Origin of the sequence: Limosilactobacillus walteri (genome assembly GCF_014830205.1) — a bacterium.
GTDB lineage: Bacteria > Bacillota > Bacilli > Lactobacillales > Lactobacillaceae > Limosilactobacillus > Limosilactobacillus walteri.
This window is the reverse complement of record NZ_QORN01000002.1, coordinates 71078-90097: the sequence shown is the minus strand read 5'-3', so window position 1 is coordinate 90097 and position 19020 is coordinate 71078. Positions and strand designations below refer to the sequence as shown.

Sequence of the window (19020 nt, the reverse complement as noted above, 5' to 3'; positions counted from 1 at the left end):
TAGGAGTGATTACAATGTCAGTTACTAAAATTACAAATAAGAAATCTAAACATTACAATGAGTATCGGGTTCGTGCTCAACCGCGTGATGCAGCTGGAAACACTGTAAGCTTACCAGTTAAGTATTGTAAAACTAAGACAGAAGCAAATAAAATTTATCAAAAATTGATGGTAGATTTCGAACGCGAATCCACCTTCTACAAGGATAAAGATCTTAACTTAGTTGATTCTTATACTGCTTATTTAGAATCAGAGAATAGAGCAGGAAGCTGGGAAAAACGGACATACAATGACCATTTATATACTTTACACATCCTTGAACAATATTTACCGAACATTAAATTAAAAAATGTTGATGAAAACGTAATGAGGTTATTTGCGCGGAAGTTAGTTTCCGATAAGGATTTATCAGTAGCTTATAACACTGTTATGAGTAGAAGATTTCAACATCTTAGAACATATTTTTCTAGGCTGGTTGGGACGATTTATAAACAGAATCCAGTTCCGGCTAGATTTATAAGCCGATGGTTTAGAAAAGGTGAAATGTCTCCTAAGAAAAAGAAATATACTTTTAGTACTGAGCAAATAAATGTACTTAAAAAGTATGTAATATCCAGAATAAATAAAGAAAGTCCTCAACAATTAGTTTCATTAGTTGGGGTACTAATTTGTTTAAGCATTGGGTGTCGACCGGGTGAGGTTCAGGCGCTCAAGTGGAAGGATCTAACCGTTGAAAAAACAGAAGGCGGTTCAGAATTTAATATTTTCTGTTTAAGTGATTCCTGGAACGAGCTAGAGGGGAAAATGAATGGTCATCTTAAAAGTAGGATGCCTGGACAGACAAGAAATTCTTTGCCTTTGAATCCCCAAACCGTTGATGCGCTTAGAACTTTTCAAGAAAAACAAGCTCGTTTTCTCAAAAGATATAACCTACCCAATAAAGGGTATATTTTGTTGAGTCTTCGAGATTTTAAGAAAGCTTCAGAAGGAAAAGTTATTAATCAAAAAGCAGTTAACGAAGCATTGAGAAAAGCATGTCAAGTATGTGAGATTGATAGTGGAGAATTACCAATAAGCATATATACCTGTCGTCATTCAGTTGCTACGTTACTCTGTGCGAAGAATATTAATCCTGCTATAGCATCTAGTCGTTTAGGAAATTCGATTGAGGTTTATTTAAAAAAATATGTTCACCCTTCTAAGGATATTATTGCTGATTCAATGAATAATTGGTTAGAAGAGTAGTGCAACTCGAATGCAACATCCTAGGCGTTTAGTGTAGTGAGATCCCTTGTGACTATTGTGAAAACAAGAATAGGGTTCGAACCCGCTAGATGGCTTAAAATAGTTTGCTTCTAATTGGATTGTAATGTGGCAAACGACGGTAAAAATATGTTTAATATTTGAACATTTCTTTTCGGAGTGAAGCGTAGATTGGTTGACCACCGAGCAGATTGCTAGTGATGTAAGCAATAAAAGTTAAGATTGTCATTGGGAGGATTTGATCAACGGATCCTACCATTTCAGTTAATAAGGTAATAGCTGTAAATGGTGCTTCTTCAATCGCACCAAAGTAAGCTGCCATTGAAATAACGACAAGGTTAAGGTAACAAGCTGCCGGAATAACGTTCTGATGAATCATAATCACACCAGCAATTGCCCCGATCAATGATCCTAATACTAAAATAGGCATAAAAATTCCACCGGGAACGGAAGCACCGTAACTAATCATTGAAAAACAAAAACGAACGACAAAGAAAATTACGAGCAGTCCTAAGAGGCTGGGAAGGTGACTATCTTTATCAAGATTAGCGATGTAGGCGATAAAATCATGACTACCACCTAAAATCTTTGCATTCCATAAGCCAATCGGAATTACCAGAAGTAGTGGAATAACACTGTGGTAAATACTTGGAAACTTAATTTTACTGTACCACCAACGAAGATTTAATAACGTATATTGATAAAGATACGCAAGTAAACCGATTAGGACACCTAGAAATAATAGCCAAAGATAGCTCTCTTTTGGTAAGTTTGCATGAACCGGCAAATATAAGCACGGACGTACACCAAAAAATAAAATCGTAACAAAATCAGCGGCAATGGCAGCAGCAAGAGCGGTGATACATCCTTGAGGTTGAAAGTTAAAGGTTATTTCCTCCATTAGAAAAATTACGCCAGCTAATGGAGCGCTAAATGCAGCTGATAAACCAGCAGCGACTCCGCAACCGAGAAGGAATCTTTTTTCTTTCTCACTCATTTTCATGTGTTCTCCAAAGAGTTGCCCAATGCAAGCCCCCATTTGAATACAAGGCCCTTCACGACCAAGAAATAATCCGGGGCAAATAGCTAGTAAACCACCAACAAATTTTCGCCATAGAACGCTCCAAGCCTTCATCTTATGTTCGTTCAATAGAACAGCTTCAATTTGGGGTACCCCAGAGCCGACCAAGTCCAGAAGAAATGGTTTAAGAATTCGGCTGAGTAAAAACACGATGAGCAAAATGATAAAAATATAAGGAATTAATAGCTGATGATGTTGGGCCATTATTGGATAAATTATTGTTAATAATTTCATTGTGCGATCAATAATCCAGCGAAAAATTCCTACGATAAGTCCAGTTAGCAAACCAACGACGATTCCCTTTATAATTAATGAAATAAAAGCCATTGACATAGGTTTATTTAGGACATCACGGGCACGTTTGACAGTAGATTGGTTGTTATCCACAGCAATCCCTCCTTTCGACATCAAAATCAATTTATAGTATTGATTATACACTCCCTAAATAATAATTAGGATTGGAAATATAGCTATGTTAAAATCAGAATTATGTAGATATGCACAATAAGAGAAAATGGAGGAAAAGAAATGGAATTTATTGCTGTATTAGCAGGCCTGTTACTTGCCACTCAACTTGTGGCGCATTTATGTCGACGAGTTGAGATTCCAGAAGTAATCGGACAGATCTTAGTCGGAATTATTGCAGGACCAGCGGTTTTAGACTGGGTTCATTTGAACTCAATGATGAATGAATTTCAAGAAATTGGGGTTATTATCTTGATGTTCATTGCTGGACTTGAGAGTGACCTTTCGTTACTGAAAAAGTATTTAAAGCCTGCTGTCATTGTAGCAATCGTTGGGGTAGTTATTCCAATTGCGGTTATGAGTCCAGTTAGTTACGCGTTTGGTTTTACTAAGCTTGAATCGCTGTTTATCGGGGTCATTTTCGCCACAACATCTGTTAGTATTTCAGTAGCCGTGTTGCGTGAATTTAAACGATTGGATAGCCGAGAAGGAGCCACCATCTTGGGAGCTGCCGTTGCTGATGATATTATCGGGGTAATTCTATTGAGTATCATGATTAGTGTTATCAATGGTAGCAGCAATAGTGGTCATGGAAACGGACAGCCATTAGGAATTGTTCTGTTGATGCAATTAGTGTTTTTCGGTGGAACTTACTTGCTGATTCGGTGGTTGGCACCATACCTTATTCATATGAGTGACCGTTTATTAACAGTTGCTTCAACTTCAGTTATGGCAATGATTATTTGTTTGGGGATGGCTGCCATCGCTGATTATGTTGGCTTGAGCGGGGCTGTTGGCTCTTTCTTTGCGGGGATTGCAGTTGCCAACACAAAACATAAAGAAGTTGTTGACCGAAGTTTTATTCCCATCGGTTATGCGATGTTCATTCCATTGTTCTTTGTAAGCGTAGGGCTTAATATGCGGTTTGATAACCTTAATGAGTCGATTGTTTTTGTAGTCGTAATGACAGTCCTTGCTTGCCTTACGAAGTTGCTTGGTTGTGGTGCTGGTGCAAAATTATCTGGTTTTAGTATCCCGAGTTCTTATGTTGTTGGAAGCGGGATGGTCGCCCGTGGTGAGATGGGGCTAATAACTGCACAAATCGGTTATGAAGCGCACCTGTTATCGCCAATGTATTATTCAGATGTAATTACGGTGATCATTGTTGCTACTGTCTTAGCACCATTTATTTTGAAACATGCGTTAAAAAAATCAGTAAATGAAATTGGATAAAGGGGCGTTTTTATGGACAATCATGAACGAGAAAAAGAACAAGCTCGTGTTGACAATGTAGAAAAGCAAATTGACCAGCAGGTTGTAACGACAACAAAAGCAGTTGAAGATGCACATAAAGAAACCCGCGCAGTTGAACGTAACTACAGCGAAAATGCCTCAATTAACCGTTATGAAGTTGATGATATTGCAGAATCACGGTCAATGATCGAACAGCAACGGCAACTGGTTTCACGGGCGGCAGAGAGTGAGACGATTTTGAAGCACCAGTTAAAAACTCTCAAAAATTTAAAAGGCTCACCATATTTTGGACGAATTGATATTCAAGATCCAGGGGAAAAAGATAGTGAAACCTTATATATTGGTACGTCCTCTCTGATGAATGAAGACAAGACTGACTTCTTAATTTATGATTGGCGGGCGCCTATTTCAGGAGTGTATTATAATGGCACCCTGGGCAAAGTTAACTATGAAACGCCAGCAGGGGTTCAAACAACTGAGTTGCAGAAAAAACGACAATTTACCATTAAAAATGGGCAAATTACTAATATGTTTGATACTAATGAAACTGTTGGCGATGAGATATTGCAGGCAGCTCTGGGAAAACAAAATGATCAATATATGCATAATATTGTAGCTACAATTCAAAAAGAGCAAAATGATATTATTCGCGATACGCGAAGTGACCTTTTATTAGTCCAAGGGGTTGCTGGTTCTGGAAAGACATCTGCAATTCTACAACGAATTGCTTACTTGCTCTATCATAGTCGGACAGCATTGAATGCAGATCAGATTGTCCTCTTTAGTCCTAATAACTTGTTTAGCCACTATATTTCAGAGGTGCTGCCGAGCCTCGGCGAGCGAAATATGCGCCAGGTGACTTTAGAAGGCTTCATTCGGCGACGTTTTGAGGGACTAAAAGTAGAAACGTTATTTGATCGTTATGAAGAACGGCAAAAACCTAATCAGCAATCTCACGTGGTAGCTGATTTTATTGAAAGCGAAACTTTTATGACGGCAATTGCACGTTATGTCAAAAAGATGAGTATCGATCAGTTGCAATTTGCTGATATTCGCTTTAATGGTCAAGTCTTTTTTGATGCTCATCACATTAAAGACTTGTATCAGCAGCTGCCGCCAACAATGGCACCGGCTGATAAACTTGTGCAGCTAAAAAATAAATTAATCCGTGAGCTTCAGCACCGGGTAAAAGACGAAGCCAAAAAAGACTGGGTTGCTAAAGAATTAGATTCACTTGATCTTCAGCAGTTGCATAACTTATATGGCAAGAAGACAATTGATGATTTTAAAGATGAAGATGAACAATATGCATACCTAGCACGACGACTTGCTAAACGGCGGCTAAGGGTTATCGCAGATGCAATCTACAATAATTACTTCCTTGACTTTTATAATCAATACAACCAGTTTTTACGCGTCGTTGATATTCCACCAACAATTAGTCAGCGCGAATGGTCAACAATGATTTTAGCCTTTCAAGATGGCATTGAGTACCATCGACTTGAGCTAATGCACGCGGCCCCGCTGATGTATCTTCGTGATTTGATTTCGGGAACAGGACAAAATAGGTCTTTCCAATACGTTTTTATTGATGAGATGCAAGATTATTCTACGGCAATGTTAGTTTACTTAAAGCATGCATTCCCGCAGGCAAAATTTACAGTTTTAGGAGATAGTGAACAAGCCTTATTTAAACCATTACAATTGCCGGAAGAATTGTTAGGCAAGTTAAGTAATGTTCTTAAGGCCAAACAGCCTAACTTGATTGCTTTACGCCGTAGTTATCGGTCAACAACGGAAATTACGGACTTTGCAAAGGCGTTATTGCCAGATGGTGACCAAATTATTTCCTTTACACGGCATGGTGATAAGCCGCGCCTGCTAGTTCGCTATTCAGCAGAGGAATTTCAGCAGACAATAATTGATGAAACGACTGATCTTGCAAACCGCCATGAAACGGTTGCGATTTTAACTAAAAATCAGGAGCAGGCCACTGCTATTTATCAGCAGCTTCATCGGCAAAAGATTGATAATATTCATCTCCTAAATAAAGATGATAGTGAACTACCAAAGGGAATTTTAATTTTACCAATCTATTTGGCGAAAGGCCTTGAATTTGATGCAGTGATTGCTGCAGATGTATCTGCTGAGAATCTTAAAAATACGGATGAAGTAGGAATGATCTATACAATGGCATCACGGGCAATGCATGAATTGGTTTTACTAAGTAACGGACCGGTAAGTGATGCAATCAATGAAAAGGCAGGTCGCTTACTTACAATTGAGTATCAGTTACCAAAGAAGGATTAAATCCTAACTATTGAATAAAAACGCTTTCAACGTCTGGTAACTTATGATAATCTAATGAATGTAAAGATAGAAAAAGGAGATGCTTCGCCATGGTTAAAGACGAATACACACTTGTGCTAGTAAAGCCCGATGGAGTAAAAACCCGTCATATTGGTGATATTATTACGCGAATCGAACGTAAGGGGTATAATATTGAAGCCTTAAAAATGATTGAGCCTTCAGAAGAAAAGCTCCGTCAACACTACTTTGATAAGGTTGATAAGCCATTTTTCCCTGAATTGCTTGAATATATGACAGAGGGACCGATTGTTGGGATTGTTGTGTCGGGAACTAATGTTATTCAGGCGATCCACAATATGGCTGGCGCAACAAATCCTGGCGAAGCTGAATGGGGAACAATTCGTGGAGATTACGGACGTGAGTGGCCAGATGGTAACTTACGAAACATTATCCACACTTCTGATAATGTTAATAGTGCTTCTCGTGAAATTGATATTTGGTTCCCAGAATTTAATATCAAAGATAAACAATAAATAAAAGTGGGATTAGGAAAAACCTTCGTGACAAGGCGGTTGGCTAAACTAGAACGATGATTAATACGGCAGGGCTGACTATCGTTCGCTCTTAGATTTGGACCTTGTGGTTATTGGCCACGTTATCTTGTTATTGTTCGTTAAAATAGTAAAGGCTGAGAGAAAACAAAAGTTTTTTCTCAGCCGTTTTAATTTTTATGACGCATAATTTTTCGCTGGGCTGCTAAGGTGTTTCGTTCCCAAAAGACCCCATCAGTATATCCTTGAATGGATTGATCGTTTTTTACTTGGTTAAGACGGTACTGTCCCCATGCACAATAAAGCAAGCTTTGTTCAATGCCAAGATAATGGCGGTTGAGTTTTGCGGCCGTTACCAAGCTTGATCCGGAACCGGCAAAGGGGTCAAAGACAAAGTCGCCTGGATTGGAACTGGCAAGGATAATCTTAGCAAGTAATTTTTCTGGCTTTTGGGTTGGGTGACCTGTATTTTCAGGCATTGACCAGTAAGGGATCGAAATATCATCCCAAAAATTAGAAGGTAATGTATCGCGGAACTTTCCTGTTGAAGTAGATTGCCAGTCTTTTGCGACTCCATCTTGCTTATAGGGAGCGATAACTTGCCGGCGTTGTTTTACTTGATTAACATTAAAAGTATAGTTATTGGGGTCAGTGGTTAGAAACCAGATATCCTCCATGCCGTTTTTCCAATTTTTCTGGGAACCGCGCCCCTTTTCACGCTGCCAGGTTATTCGGTTTTGAATAATAAAATTTTGTTCAAGGACAGGAGCGAGAACCATACTGGTAGCCCAGTCAGAGAAAACATAGACACTTGCATTATCCTTCAATAACGGTTTTAATAGGTCAATCCACTTTTGCGTATATTTTTGATATTGTCCTGTCGTCATTTTCTTGAAATTTAACCCGTCGTACTGCTTATTGAGATTATAGGGAGGGTCAATAAGTGCAAGATCAACTTGGCGGGGAGAAAGCGCCGTCATTATTTTAAAGGAATCTCCGTTAATAATTCGATCCCAAGCATCTTTAATGTTTTCAGTAGGATGGAGGATTTGTTCCAGTAAAGTTGGAGAAGCCTCATCCAATGAAAAGTCAATTGTTTTATTTCTCTTTGAGCGCATTTAATACCACTCCCGTTTACCATTTAATATTATTATACTTGTCAACTTCGGGATTGTCTTGCCTTTTTAGGGGTGGTTGGATTAAAATTATATATATTAAGTAGTATGAGTTTAAGCGAGAGGCGGTTGGTGCAAAGGCCTCCAAAATACGAAATGGTCACAATCAAATAGATAATAAATGAGCGGCAATGATTATTGCAATTTAGGTGGTACCGCGCGAGAAGCGTCCTAGTTAGTTATTTTGACTAATGGGGCGCTTTATTATTTTAGGAGGAATTAATAATGACAGAAGAAAAACATGTTATTTTGACAGGTGATCGGCCAACGGGTAAGCTCCATATTGGACATTATGTTGGTTCGTTAAAGAACCGGGTTGAGTTACAAAATACGGGTAAGTATAACACGTTTATCATGATTGCGGATCAGCAGGCATTAACTGATAATGCTCGTGATCCTGAAAAGATTCGGCGAAGTTTACATGAAGTTGCCCTTGATTATCTTGCGGTTGGAATTGATCCAAAGAAATCAACAATCTTAGTGCAATCACAAATTCCGGCGCTGAGCGAATTAACAATGCACTACCTTAACTTAGTAACTGTTTCACGCTTGCGTCGGAATCCAACCGTTAAGACAGAGATTAAGCAAAAGAAGTTTGGTGAAAGCGTTCCTGCTGGTTTTTTGATTTATCCTGTTAGCCAAGCAGCTGATATTACGGCTTTTAAGGCTGATACAGTTCCTGTTGGTGATGATCAAGAACCAATGCTTGAACAGACGCGCGAGATTGTGCGGACATTTAACCGGATTTACCAACAGGACATTTTAGTAGAGCCAGAAGGAGTATTCCCACCAAAGGGTCAAGGACGGATTCCAGGTCTAGACGGCAACGCCAAAATGAGTAAGTCGCTTGGCAATGCTATCTACCTTTCCGATGATGCTGATACGGTTCAAAAGAAAGTAATGTCAATGTACACCGATCCAACTCACATTAAGGTCAGTGATCCAGGACACGTTGAAGGTAACACTGTCTTTACCTACCTTGATATCTTTGATCCAGATAAAGAGCAAGTGGCAAAGTTAAAAGAACAGTATCAAGCCGGTGGTTTAGGTGATGTTAAGATTAAGCGTTACTTAAATGAAGTTCTTGAAGCCGAATTGGCACCAATTCGTAAACGTCGCGAAGAATACGCCGCCAATATTGATTATGTTGACCAAGTATTACAGGAAGGATCCGCTCGTGCAAATGAAGTGGCTAATCAGACGCTTAAAGAGGTTCGCGACGCAATCGGTATCAACTATTTTGGATAAAATTTATTAATTAAAGAAGCGAGATTAGCGGTTTAAGTTTTTTTCCACGGTCTCGTTTTTTTCGTGTTTCGCATAGCAGAACATGGTAACATAAAAGAGATGTACTTATACGAAAAATATTTAATTAAAGCGGAGGTGAAAATGGTGGAAAACCTCGCAATTGTAGACCTCGGCTCAAACTCGGCTCGGATGGCAATTACCGAAATTGCTCCAGATGGACGTTTCCGTGAAATTCGGCGAGTAAAGGAGAATACTCGCTTATCTGAAGGAATGGGACGAGAAAAAATGTTACAAGAAGATGCAATTGAACGAACGATTGTAGCCTTAAAACGATTTAAGAAAATCTATCAAGAGATCCCTAACATTAAAGTACGGGCGATAACAACGGCAGCAGTACGTCAAGCGCGTAATCGGCAGGAGTTCTTAAACCGTGTTCAACGTGAAGTCGGTATTCACCTACAAGTTCTGTCCGGAAAAAAAGAGGCATATTATGACTACTTAGGAGTTATTCGCACATTGCGGCTTAACCACTGTTTGATTTTAGATGTTGGAGGCGCCAGTTGTGAATTAGTACTAGTTCAACAACGTAAAGCCCGTAATTTAATCTCAATTCCAGTAGGAGCAGTTAATCTTTCTGAACAGTTTCGTTTGAACGGATATGTACGTTCAGCAGATCTTTTTCGAGCACAAGTGGCGATGAATGAGCGACTGACGAAAATTCCGTGGCTGAGATATGCAACAAGAGTTCCGATTGTATTATTAGGCGGTGCCAACCGTACACTAGCTCGAATGACCCAATCGTACCATCATCATCGGCGACGGAATAATTCAATTCATGGATACCAGTTATCTTCGCGAGTAGTTTTTGCTACTTATCGCGAATTGTTGAATCGTAACCTTGCCCAACGGAAACGGATGGCGGGGCTTGAACCGGAGCGGGCAGATATTATTATTGGCGGGATGCTTCCGCTAATAACATTGCTCCAGCGAAATAGCGATGGACGAGTTATTTTTTCAGAAAGCGGCGTGCGTGAAGGAATTATTACTGAATATGTGAACCAAAGGAAGCGACACCATGAATAATTGGCAACATGGCTTTTATAAATTAACCGCGGAAGAGCGGCGGCAACGCTTGGCAGCGGCGCGACAATTATCGCCGGCAGCCAAGGAAGTGTTAGCAAATACTAGTTCTGACTTAGGGGATGAATTAATCGAAAACTATATTACTGATTATTCGTTACCAGAGGGACTTGCACTAAATTTAACTGTTAACAATCATCATTATACGGTGCCCATGGTAATCGAAGAGCCCTCAGTAGTCGCTGCTGCTAGTAATGGTGCTCAACGGGTCAGTTGTTCAGGAGGCTTTAGTGCTCCTCGTCAGGAACGCCAATTAGTTGGACAAGTAGTGTTAGATGAAGTTTCCGATAAAAAAGCGGTTCTTTTATGGTTGCAAGAGCATCAAAAGGAAATCCTTACAATCGCTAATCAAGCCCATCCATCAATGCAAGCACGTGGTGGCGGAGCAAAAACGATGGTCGTTCGCACACCTGGTGACTTTATCAGTATAGATTTAGGAATTGATGTTTGCCAAGCAATGGGGGCAAACAGTGTTAACACAATGGTTGAGGCGGTTGCACAATGGTTAACAGCAAAAGGTTACCATGTTATTACTGCAATTTTAAGCAATCTTGCCACTAAAAGTCTTCAAACTGCTAGCTGCCGAGTTAGTTTTGACCAATTAGCAACTGCCCAAATGGATGGGCGGACAGTAGCCGCTCGGATTGCACGGTTAAGCGATTTGGCGCAGGTTGATCCGTATCGTGCTGCTACTCATAATAAAGGCATTATGAATGGAATCGATGCGGTAATGATTGCAAGCGGTAATGATTGGCGGGCAATTGAAAGCGGCGCCCATGCCTATGCTGCTAGAGATGGTCAATATCGGGGATTAAGTAAGTGGCAAGTTGATGGTGATAGCTTATCGGGGACGATTACGATTCCATTACCGGTTGGTGTTATCGGTGGCTCGATTGGGTTAAACAGCCTGACTAAAGTAAACTACCAAATTAGCCAAATCAAGAGTGCTGAAGAGTTAGCAGCAGTGACTGCTAGTGTTGGTCTTGCCCAAAATTTAGCAGCGTTACGGGCGTTAACAACAACCGGAATTCAGGCTGGGCATATGAAATTGCAATACCGCTCATTGGCCGCTAGTGTAGGGGCTACTCCCGCCGAAGTACCAGTAGTAGTTGCGCATTTAAAGCAGCATGCTCATGTGGATCAAGCGTTAGCACGAAAAGTATTAGCAATGATTAGAAAGGACCAAATTAATGAGTGAAGAAGTAATAAAACTAAATAAAGAGAATCAAGCACTCCTTGACCAAGTAAATTCGCTTTATCCAGAGGGAAGCGTCTTTGTTCAGTTTCACGGTGACAAGTCTGGATACGTTCGACACGACCAAGCAACACAACAGACAATTCCAGGGGCATTAGTTATCATTGTGACAGATTTAACAGCACCAAATTATACCGCCTCTCACGAGTTGCTTCATTTACTAATGCTTTTGAAGGGCTTTCCACAAATCTTTTTCCAATTATCGCTTGGTGATAAAGAATTAGACGAACAAATGATGATTATGTCAACTGACTTATACAACGTTGCAATGCATCGAGTTGTTGTAGCTGAACAGCGAAAGCATGGCTTTATTGATGAAGAGATTGAAGCGGAGTACCTAAAAGGTATTGAGCACACCCTTACTCCAGAAAAAGAAGACGATGATGAACGAACGTTACGTCTCTTGACGCTTTTGGATGCATTAGTATTCTATGGTGATAATTTACCTAAATATGAAAAGAAGCTAAAAGATAAATATCCAGTAGCACTAGCGGCTGCCAAGAAAATTTATGCAGAAATTACTAAAAAGCCAATCAAGTCACCATTTGATATGCGACGGACTATTATTAAGACTTATGCTTTGTTTGATGAACAAATGCAAGCGTGGGGATTACCGGCTTTACATAATAATGAATATACGACTCTTTCCCCCGTCCTTAGTGAACGGCAATTACGATTAGCGGTCCGGCAAGTATTTGAAATCTATCATTCGGATATGAAGGAACGAGGTACAGATAAGCGTGCTTATGTTGGGATTAGGCGAAGTGATGGTCAGAACTCCTTTACTCTTCCAGCACCAGCAGGTAATGCACCGGAAGAGTTTAAAAAGATTTATGCGCAATCAGTAAAGGAATTCTTTGAGCGCCATAGCATTCCATATATCGTAAGGAAGTGAGTTAGGTGGACGCAACAATTCAAAAGACATTTGACGATGCAAATAAAATTGTCTTTCTAACCGGAGCAGGGGTATCAACGGCTTCTGGCATTCCAGATTTTCGGTCAGCAAATGGTTTATACACCAAAAATAGGAATGCTGAATATTATTTAAGTCACCGCTACTTTGTAAGTGATCCAGACGGCTTTTACGAATTTTGTAAGAAAAATTTGTATTTTCCCGATGCTAAGCCAAACATAATTCATCAAAAGCAAGCCGCCTTTACGCAACAGGATCGGGCAGTTGTAATTACCCAGAATATTGATAATTTATATGAAGAAGATGGGACTAAGCACTTAATTGATTTTCACGGCAATTTATTCCACGTCTATTGTGAAAAGTGTCATGAAACGGTTCCGATTAGCGAATATTTAAGGAGCAGGCTGCACCAAAAGGATAATGGACCTCTCCGTCCAGACGTTGTTTTATATGATGAAGGAATTAAACAAGAAAATATTATTAATTCGGTTAAAGCAATGCAGCAAGCTGACCTCATTGTTATTGTTGGTACGTCAATGAAGGTATATCCATTTGCGGGATTACTTGAGTATCGCAATCCGAATGCAAAAGTAATTGCTGTAAACCAACAGCTATTGCAACTGCCTATTGAATTTCAAATGGTACAGGCTGATGCGACAACATTTTTTGCTGATTTAAAAGTATAATAAAAAGAAGCTGCCATTGTCACTTGGTCTAAAGGACAATAATCCAGCTTCTTTTTGTTGCAGGGAAACTATTCAAAGAAGACGACCTTCCCATCAACTTTGAATGGGAATGCTACTACACCTGCTTTCTTCTTTTTGGTAGTATCCTTTTCTTGATAAAAAATGTGGTTAATGTCTTTGTTCTTTAGTAGCATTTTGATCGCTCCTTTCATGTGGTTCAACTGTAAAATAACATGTTTAAGTAGTGATTCCTAGGGAAAAGAGCAAGTATGAGAAACGCTTTCATTTAGCGGAAACTTAAAATTGCATATTTTGCGCGTCTTTTGATATTAAAATGCATAAAAGGGATATTAAAGCCATTTTGGATGTTAAAAAATGAATATAGATTTATTTTGGCGTGAATAAGAGTTTGCTAAGCAATTTGATGAGTATTTCTTAGGAATGAAAAGAGGAATCGATTTGAAAATAACAATGGGAATGACAACTTGGACAGAACACCCGGTGCTTATCCATAATGAACAACGACCAGTTACGCTAAATGAATATGCTCAACATTTTCCGATGGTAGAAGTTGATACATTTTTTTATGCTTTACCCCAAGTGACAACGATTCAAAATTGGTTGTCCCAAGTACCACCAGCTTTTCAATTTATTATTAAGGCAAACCAAAAGATGACATTGCATCAACGAAATCAGGAACGTGGCGAATTAGAACGGGTTTTTCAACAGTATCGGCGGACAATTGCTCCTTTAATAGCAACTGGTCAACTAAAGACAATTCTTTTTCAGTTTCCGCCGTACTTTGACGCAACAGTTCGTGATTTTTCATATTTACGGTTGATTCGCGCGTGGCTGGGTAATCTACCGATTGCAGTTGAATTTCGTAATCAGACCTGGTATAAAGCAGGGATTCTTGATTCGGTATTAGCTTTTTGCCGCGAACTTAACTTTACGTTAGTTGCTGCTGATGAGCCTCATGATACGCCGACATCGGTGCCATTTGTGCTGGCAACGACTAACTCTGATTTAGTAATGTTACGATTACATGGACGAAATCGAAAAGGATGGGATAATCAGGGGAAGGAATGGCGGAAGACGCGTACCCTATACCGCTATTCAAGTGAAGAACTAGATTTTTTTAAACAACAAATTGAGACTCTCCAACCTCAACCCAAAGAATTATGTGTTGTTTTCAACAATAATTCCGCAAAAGATGCTGCGCCAAATGCCTTAAGCTTGCAGAAAATGATGAATATTAATTTCTCCGGTTTAGCTCCTAAATCTCCCGAGCAACTAGACCTGTTTTAGGATGGAGCCGGCGGTAATAAAATGCTATACTAAATGTTAAATCTTAATTAGTAATATCTTAGAAAGAGGGGCCTCATATGGCTGAACAAAAACCAACTTATTACATTACAACACCAATTTACTATCCATCTGGTAAACTGCACATTGGTAACTCATACACCACTATTGCATGTGATGCCGAAGCACGATTTAAGCGCTTGATGGGTTATGACGTCTTTTACTTGACTGGGACGGATGAACACGGGCTAAAAATCGAACAGAAGGCTGAAAAGCTCGGGATGAAACCGCAGGAATATGTAGACCAAATGGCATCTCAGATTAAGGAATTGTGGAAAAAACTGGAAATTACTAATGATAAGTTCATTCGGACAACTGATGATTATCATGAAAAAGCAGTTCAAAAGATTTTTCAACAATTTTTAGATCAAGGGGATATTTACAAGGGTAAGTATACTGGTTGGTATTCAGTTGATGATGAAGAGTATTTCACTGAAAGTCAGCTAGCTGAGGTTTATCGTGACGATAATGGCAAGGTAATCGGTGGAAAAGCGCCATCAGGTCATGAAGTTCAACTTGTTGAAGAAGAATCATACTTCTTTAAGATGAGTAAATATGCGGATTGGTTGATGGCTTACTACAAGGAACACCCTGATTTTATTGAACCGCAAACGCGAATGAATGAAATGGTCAATAATTTCTTGAAACCTGGTTTAGAGGATTTAGCAGTTACCCGGACATCTTTCAACTGGGGAGTTAAAGTTCCGAACGATCCGAAGCATGTGGTATATGTATGGATCGATGCTTTGTCAAACTATATTACAGCTCTTGGTTATGGTAGTGATGATGATAGCCTGTTTAAGAAGTACTGGCCTGCGGATATTCATATGGTTGGTAAGGAAATTGTTCGTTTCCATACTATTTATTGGCCGATTATGCTACACGCATTAGGCTTACCGTTACCAAAGCATGTCATTGGGCATGGTTGGTTAACAATGCGTGATGGTAAAATGTCGAAGTCCAAGGGCAATGTAATTTATCCAGAAACGTTAGTTGATCGTTATGGCCTTGATGCTACCCGTTACTACTTATTACGGGCCATGCCGTTTGGAAATGATGGTGTCTTTAGTCCAGAAGATTTTGTGGATAAGGTAAACTATGATTTGGCTAATGACCTTGGTAACCTCCTTAATCGGACGGTAGCAATGATTAATAAGTACCAAGATGGAAAACTCGTTGGAACTAATGAGGCAACGACTGACTTTGACAATGACCTTGAACAAACAGCTGCGAATGTAATTGCGGAGTACAAGGATTTAATGGATAAGACGCGCTTTGCGGAAGCGTTAGCAGCTGTTTGGAAGCTAGTTGGCCGTGCTAATAAGTATATTGACGAAACTGAGCCATGGGTCTTAGCAAAAGATGATAGTAAAAAAGAAGTATTATCAGATGTAATGACTCACTTGGCAAAGAGTTTACGCGTTATTGCCGCATTGATCCAACCGATTATGCCAAATGCTCCAAAAGAAATTGTTGCACAACTTGGGATTCAAGGAACAGATTTGACGTTAAAAGACTTAGCCTTCAATGATTTTCCAGCCACGGCGCAGGTTGTTGGCAAGGGAACGCCAATTTTCCCGCGGTTAGATGTGAAAGCAGAAGTTGAATTTATTAAGAGTAAAATGACTGCTAACGATAAAAAGAAAGGGCGAAAGGCAATGGCTGAAGCAAAGCAAAAAGCGCAAGCAGAACAAGAAGCAGTAATGGATGGTAAAAAGCCAATCCGCATTGATGTCTTTGATAAGGTGGAGTTAAAAGTGGCTCAAATTACGGCAGCTGATCATGTCGAAGGGGCGGATAAGCTACTCAAATTCCAAATGGATGATGGAACCGAAGAAGGTCGCCAAATTCTTTCTGGAATTGCCAAATGGTATCCAGACCCATCAGTATTAGTTGGCAAGAAAGTTTTAATTGTTGCTAACTTAAAACCACGAAAGATGCGGGGCGAGCTAAGTCAAGGAATGCTTTTATCTGCTGAGAAAGACGGCAATGTTCAAGTAGTAACTGTTCCAGATAACCTTGTACCAGGAATGGGCGTTGAATAACGTGGAAAAAAAGCATCAAGGGCAGGTATATGATTCGCATACGCATCTAAATGATGATGCATTTTACAATGATGTACCTGCGTTTGTTAACAGAGCAGCTCATTATGGAGTCACTGAGATGAATATTGTCGGTTCAAACCAAAAGCTGAACCAGCGAGCGCTTAAGTTAGGACATCAATATCCTAACCTTCATCCAATCATTGGTTGGCATCCCGAGGATATTGCTGGGTGGAATGAAACAACTAAGCGGGAATTGCAGCAACAGCTTCATGATCCGTTGGTAGTAGGTATTGGTGAGATTGGCTTAGATTATTATAATGATGAGCATTCCCCCCATCAGCACCAACAAGATATTTTTATTGAACAACTAACATGGGCACGGAAGCTTCATTTACCAGTTTCAATTCATTGTCGGGATGCCTTGACTGATACCTACGCTATTTTACGCGATGCTCATATTGATGAATTTGGCGGTGTTATGCACAGCTTTAATGGCTCTGCAAAATGGGCGGAAAAGTTTATGGCTTTGGGAATGATGATTTCGTTCAGTGGAGTTGTTAGTTTTAAAAATGCGCTTGAAGTTCATGAAGCCGCACAGGTTGTTCCGTTAGAAAAAATGCTGGTTGAAACTGATGCCCCTTACCTTACGCCGTTGCCATATCGTGGTAAACAAAATGAACCAGGTTTTACGAAATTTACTGTCGATGCAATTGCAACGTTAAAGCAGGTGGATGCGGGGAAAGTAGCCTATAAGACTTTTGATAATGCACAACGATTATTTTTGCGAAATAAAGAAAGAGGCTTATGATTAGAGTAAAGGAAGTTATTGTCGTTGAAGGTAAAGACGATACTAAGCAAATTTTAAAGGCAGTTGATGCTGATACCTATGAAACTAATGGGTCAGCGATTTCTCAGGATGACCTAGAAAAATTGGCCAAGCTCCAAAAAAGTCGTGGTCTAATTGTCTTCACTGATCCAGACTTTAATGGTGAACGGATTAGAAAAATTATTAGTAAGGCAATTCCAGAAGTAAAACATGCTTTTATCAAACGTAAAGAAGGCGTTCCTACCGAAGCACACGGCAGTCTAGGAGTAGAGCATGCAACTCCTGATGTAATAAGAGCTTCATTAAAACACCTTTATACACAAGCTGTCGAGCCGCAACTAACTTTTAATTCTCATGACCTCCAGCAAGCAGGGCTTATCGGTCAAGCTGATTCTCGTAAGCGTCGTGAGCGATTAGGTCAAATTTTAGGAATTGGCTATGGTAACGGTAAGCAGTTGGTACATCGGCTAAATATGTTTCAGATTGACTACGCTGCCTTTATTAAAGCTGTTCAGCAAATAAATCAGGAGGAAAAACATGAGTAATTCACCAGAGATTGGTAGCCGGACACGGACTCGCGCAATAATGGAAAGATATGGGGTTCGAACGAAAAAAAGTTTTGGGCAGAACTTCCTCACTGATTTAAATGTATTAAAAAAGATTGTTGACGCAGCTGATATTTCAAAAAACGATAATGTAATTGAAATCGGGCCTGGAATTGGTGCATTGACAGAACAGTTAGCACAAAAGGCAGGGGAAGTCTTAGCCCTTGAAATTGACCAAGATTTAATTCCGGTTTTAACAGAAGTGTTAGCTCCTTACGATAACGTTAAAGTGCTAAATCAAGATGTCCTTCAAGCAAACTTACCTGAACTAATCAAGCAGGAATTTGCAGATCCGGCCAGGCCGATAAAGGTAGTTGCTAATTTACCGTATTATATTACAAGTCCGATCTTAATGAACTTATTGGCAAGTCCGGTGAACTGGGCAACAATCTGTGTAATGATGCAAAAAGAAGTTGCCCAACGGTTAACGGCTAAACCAGGGACAAAACAATACGGGGCATTAACCCTAGCAATTGAGTATCAAATGGAAGCGAAGATTGCGTTTGATGTTTCGAGAAAGGTTTTTGTTCCGTCACCAAACGTTGACTCAGCAATTGTTGTTTTACAACCGCGGTCAACGACTTTACCTGTGCAACCCTTCAATAAACAAAAGTTATTTGGCTTCATTCGGGGATGTTTTGCTCATCGGCGAAAGAGTTTGTGGAATAACTTGCAAAGTGTCATCAGCAAAGAACCGGTTGCAAAAGGAAAAATGACAATGATTCTAAATAACTTAGGAATATCGCCTCAGATTCGTCCGGAAAAATTGACGCTAGAGCAATTTATTGATCTTGCCAATGCCCTTCATCAGCAAGCATTATTATAATTAAAAGATGGTT

Annotated in this window: 17 protein-coding genes; 14 read left to right on the top strand and 3 right to left on the bottom strand. The window is 39.8% G+C overall.

Annotated elements, in window-relative coordinates:
• Positions 1-14 precede the first annotated feature (14 nt).
• Positions 15-1244, top strand: coding sequence for a tyrosine-type recombinase/integrase (locus DTK66_RS00745; protein WP_191667453.1), 1230 nt, complete (start codon positions 15-17; stop codon positions 1242-1244).
• A 151-nt stretch (positions 1245-1395) separates the two neighbouring features.
• Here the strand turns inward: DTK66_RS00745 and DTK66_RS00740 are convergent, their stop codons facing one another.
• Positions 1396-2670, bottom strand: coding sequence for a ClC family H(+)/Cl(-) exchange transporter (locus DTK66_RS00740; protein ID WP_191667472.1), 1275 nt, complete (start codon positions 2668-2670; stop codon positions 1396-1398).
• Positions 2671-2871: 201 nt separating this feature from the next.
• Here DTK66_RS00740 and DTK66_RS00735 point away from each other — a divergent pair, with 201 nt between their 5' ends.
• From DTK66_RS00735 to ndk, 3 genes are all read left to right on the top strand, one after another.
• The gene (locus DTK66_RS00735) at positions 2872-4041 is read left to right on the top strand and encodes a cation:proton antiporter (protein ID WP_153930770.1); all 1170 of its coding nucleotides are present in this window, start codon (positions 2872-2874) and stop codon (positions 4039-4041) included.
• Positions 4042-4053: 12 nt separating this feature from the next.
• On the top strand, positions 4054-6372 hold the full coding sequence (helD, locus tag DTK66_RS00730) for an RNA polymerase recycling motor HelD (RefSeq protein ID WP_191667452.1): 2319 nt from the start codon (positions 4054-4056) through the stop codon (positions 6370-6372).
• Between the two features lie 89 nt (positions 6373-6461).
• Entirely contained in the window at positions 6462-6905 is a 444-nt protein-coding gene (gene ndk / locus DTK66_RS00725) for a nucleoside-diphosphate kinase (protein ID WP_153930768.1), read from the top strand.
• 188 nt (positions 6906-7093) lie between these two features.
• Here the strand turns inward: ndk and DTK66_RS00720 are convergent, their stop codons facing one another.
• Positions 7094-8041 carry a DNA-methyltransferase gene (locus tag DTK66_RS00720; protein WP_153930767.1) on the bottom strand — a complete coding sequence of 316 codons (948 nt, stop codon included), beginning with the start codon at positions 8039-8041 and terminating at the stop codon, positions 7094-7096.
• A gap of 282 nt (positions 8042-8323) precedes the next feature.
• Between DTK66_RS00720 and trpS the strand changes: the two genes are divergently transcribed.
• The 5 genes from trpS to DTK66_RS00695 all read left to right on the top strand — a co-directional run bounded on the left by trpS (position 8324) and on the right by DTK66_RS00695 (position 13340).
• A complete protein-coding gene (gene trpS / locus DTK66_RS00715) occupies positions 8324-9346 on the top strand; it encodes a tryptophan--tRNA ligase (RefSeq protein ID WP_153930766.1) in 1023 nt (340 codons plus the stop codon).
• A 141-nt stretch (positions 9347-9487) separates the two neighbouring features.
• Positions 9488-10429: a Ppx/GppA family phosphatase gene (locus DTK66_RS00710; protein ID WP_153930765.1), complete on the top strand. Its 942-nt coding sequence runs from the start codon at positions 9488-9490 to the stop codon at positions 10427-10429.
• Positions 10422-11684: a hydroxymethylglutaryl-CoA reductase, degradative gene (locus DTK66_RS00705; RefSeq protein WP_191667451.1), complete on the top strand. Its 1263-nt coding sequence runs from the start codon at positions 10422-10424 to the stop codon at positions 11682-11684. The genes DTK66_RS00710 and DTK66_RS00705 overlap by 8 nt, the downstream gene beginning before the upstream one ends.
• Complete coding sequence (locus tag DTK66_RS00700) at positions 11677-12636, top strand: IpaB/EvcA family protein (RefSeq protein ID WP_191667450.1); 960 nt, start codon at positions 11677-11679, stop codon at positions 12634-12636. The genes DTK66_RS00705 and DTK66_RS00700 overlap by 8 nt, the downstream gene beginning before the upstream one ends.
• Before the next feature lie 5 nt (positions 12637-12641).
• The gene (locus tag DTK66_RS00695; RefSeq protein ID WP_191667449.1) at positions 12642-13340 is read left to right on the top strand and encodes an NAD-dependent protein deacylase; all 699 of its coding nucleotides are present in this window, start codon (positions 12642-12644) and stop codon (positions 13338-13340) included.
• 68 nt (positions 13341-13408) lie between these two features.
• Here the strand turns inward: DTK66_RS00695 and DTK66_RS11060 are convergent, their stop codons facing one another.
• Positions 13409-13534: a hypothetical protein gene (locus tag DTK66_RS11060; protein WP_255505036.1), complete on the bottom strand. Its 126-nt coding sequence runs from the start codon at positions 13532-13534 to the stop codon at positions 13409-13411.
• A gap of 265 nt (positions 13535-13799) precedes the next feature.
• Between DTK66_RS11060 and DTK66_RS00690 the strand changes: the two genes are divergently transcribed.
• The 5 genes from DTK66_RS00690 (at position 13800) to rsmA (ending at position 19007) form a co-directional block, all read left to right on the top strand.
• Complete coding sequence (locus DTK66_RS00690) at positions 13800-14648, top strand: DUF72 domain-containing protein (RefSeq protein ID WP_191667471.1); 849 nt, start codon at positions 13800-13802, stop codon at positions 14646-14648.
• Positions 14649-14725: 77 nt separating this feature from the next.
• Positions 14726-16750 carry a methionine--tRNA ligase gene (gene metG / locus DTK66_RS00685; RefSeq protein ID WP_191667448.1) on the top strand — a complete coding sequence of 675 codons (2025 nt, stop codon included), beginning with the start codon at positions 14726-14728 and terminating at the stop codon, positions 16748-16750.
• Between the two features lies 1 nt (position 16751).
• On the top strand, positions 16752-17558 hold the full coding sequence (locus DTK66_RS00680; RefSeq protein WP_438268334.1) for a TatD family hydrolase: 807 nt from the start codon (positions 16752-16754) through the stop codon (positions 17556-17558).
• On the top strand, positions 17555-18121 hold the full coding sequence (gene rnmV / locus DTK66_RS00675; protein WP_191667446.1) for a ribonuclease M5: 567 nt from the start codon (positions 17555-17557) through the stop codon (positions 18119-18121). The genes DTK66_RS00680 and rnmV overlap by 4 nt, the downstream gene beginning before the upstream one ends.
• Positions 18114-19007 carry a 16S rRNA (adenine(1518)-N(6)/adenine(1519)-N(6))-dimethyltransferase RsmA gene (gene rsmA, locus DTK66_RS00670; RefSeq protein ID WP_191667445.1) on the top strand — a complete coding sequence of 298 codons (894 nt, stop codon included), beginning with the start codon at positions 18114-18116 and terminating at the stop codon, positions 19005-19007. The genes rnmV and rsmA overlap by 8 nt, the downstream gene beginning before the upstream one ends.
• Positions 19008-19020 lie beyond the last annotated feature (13 nt).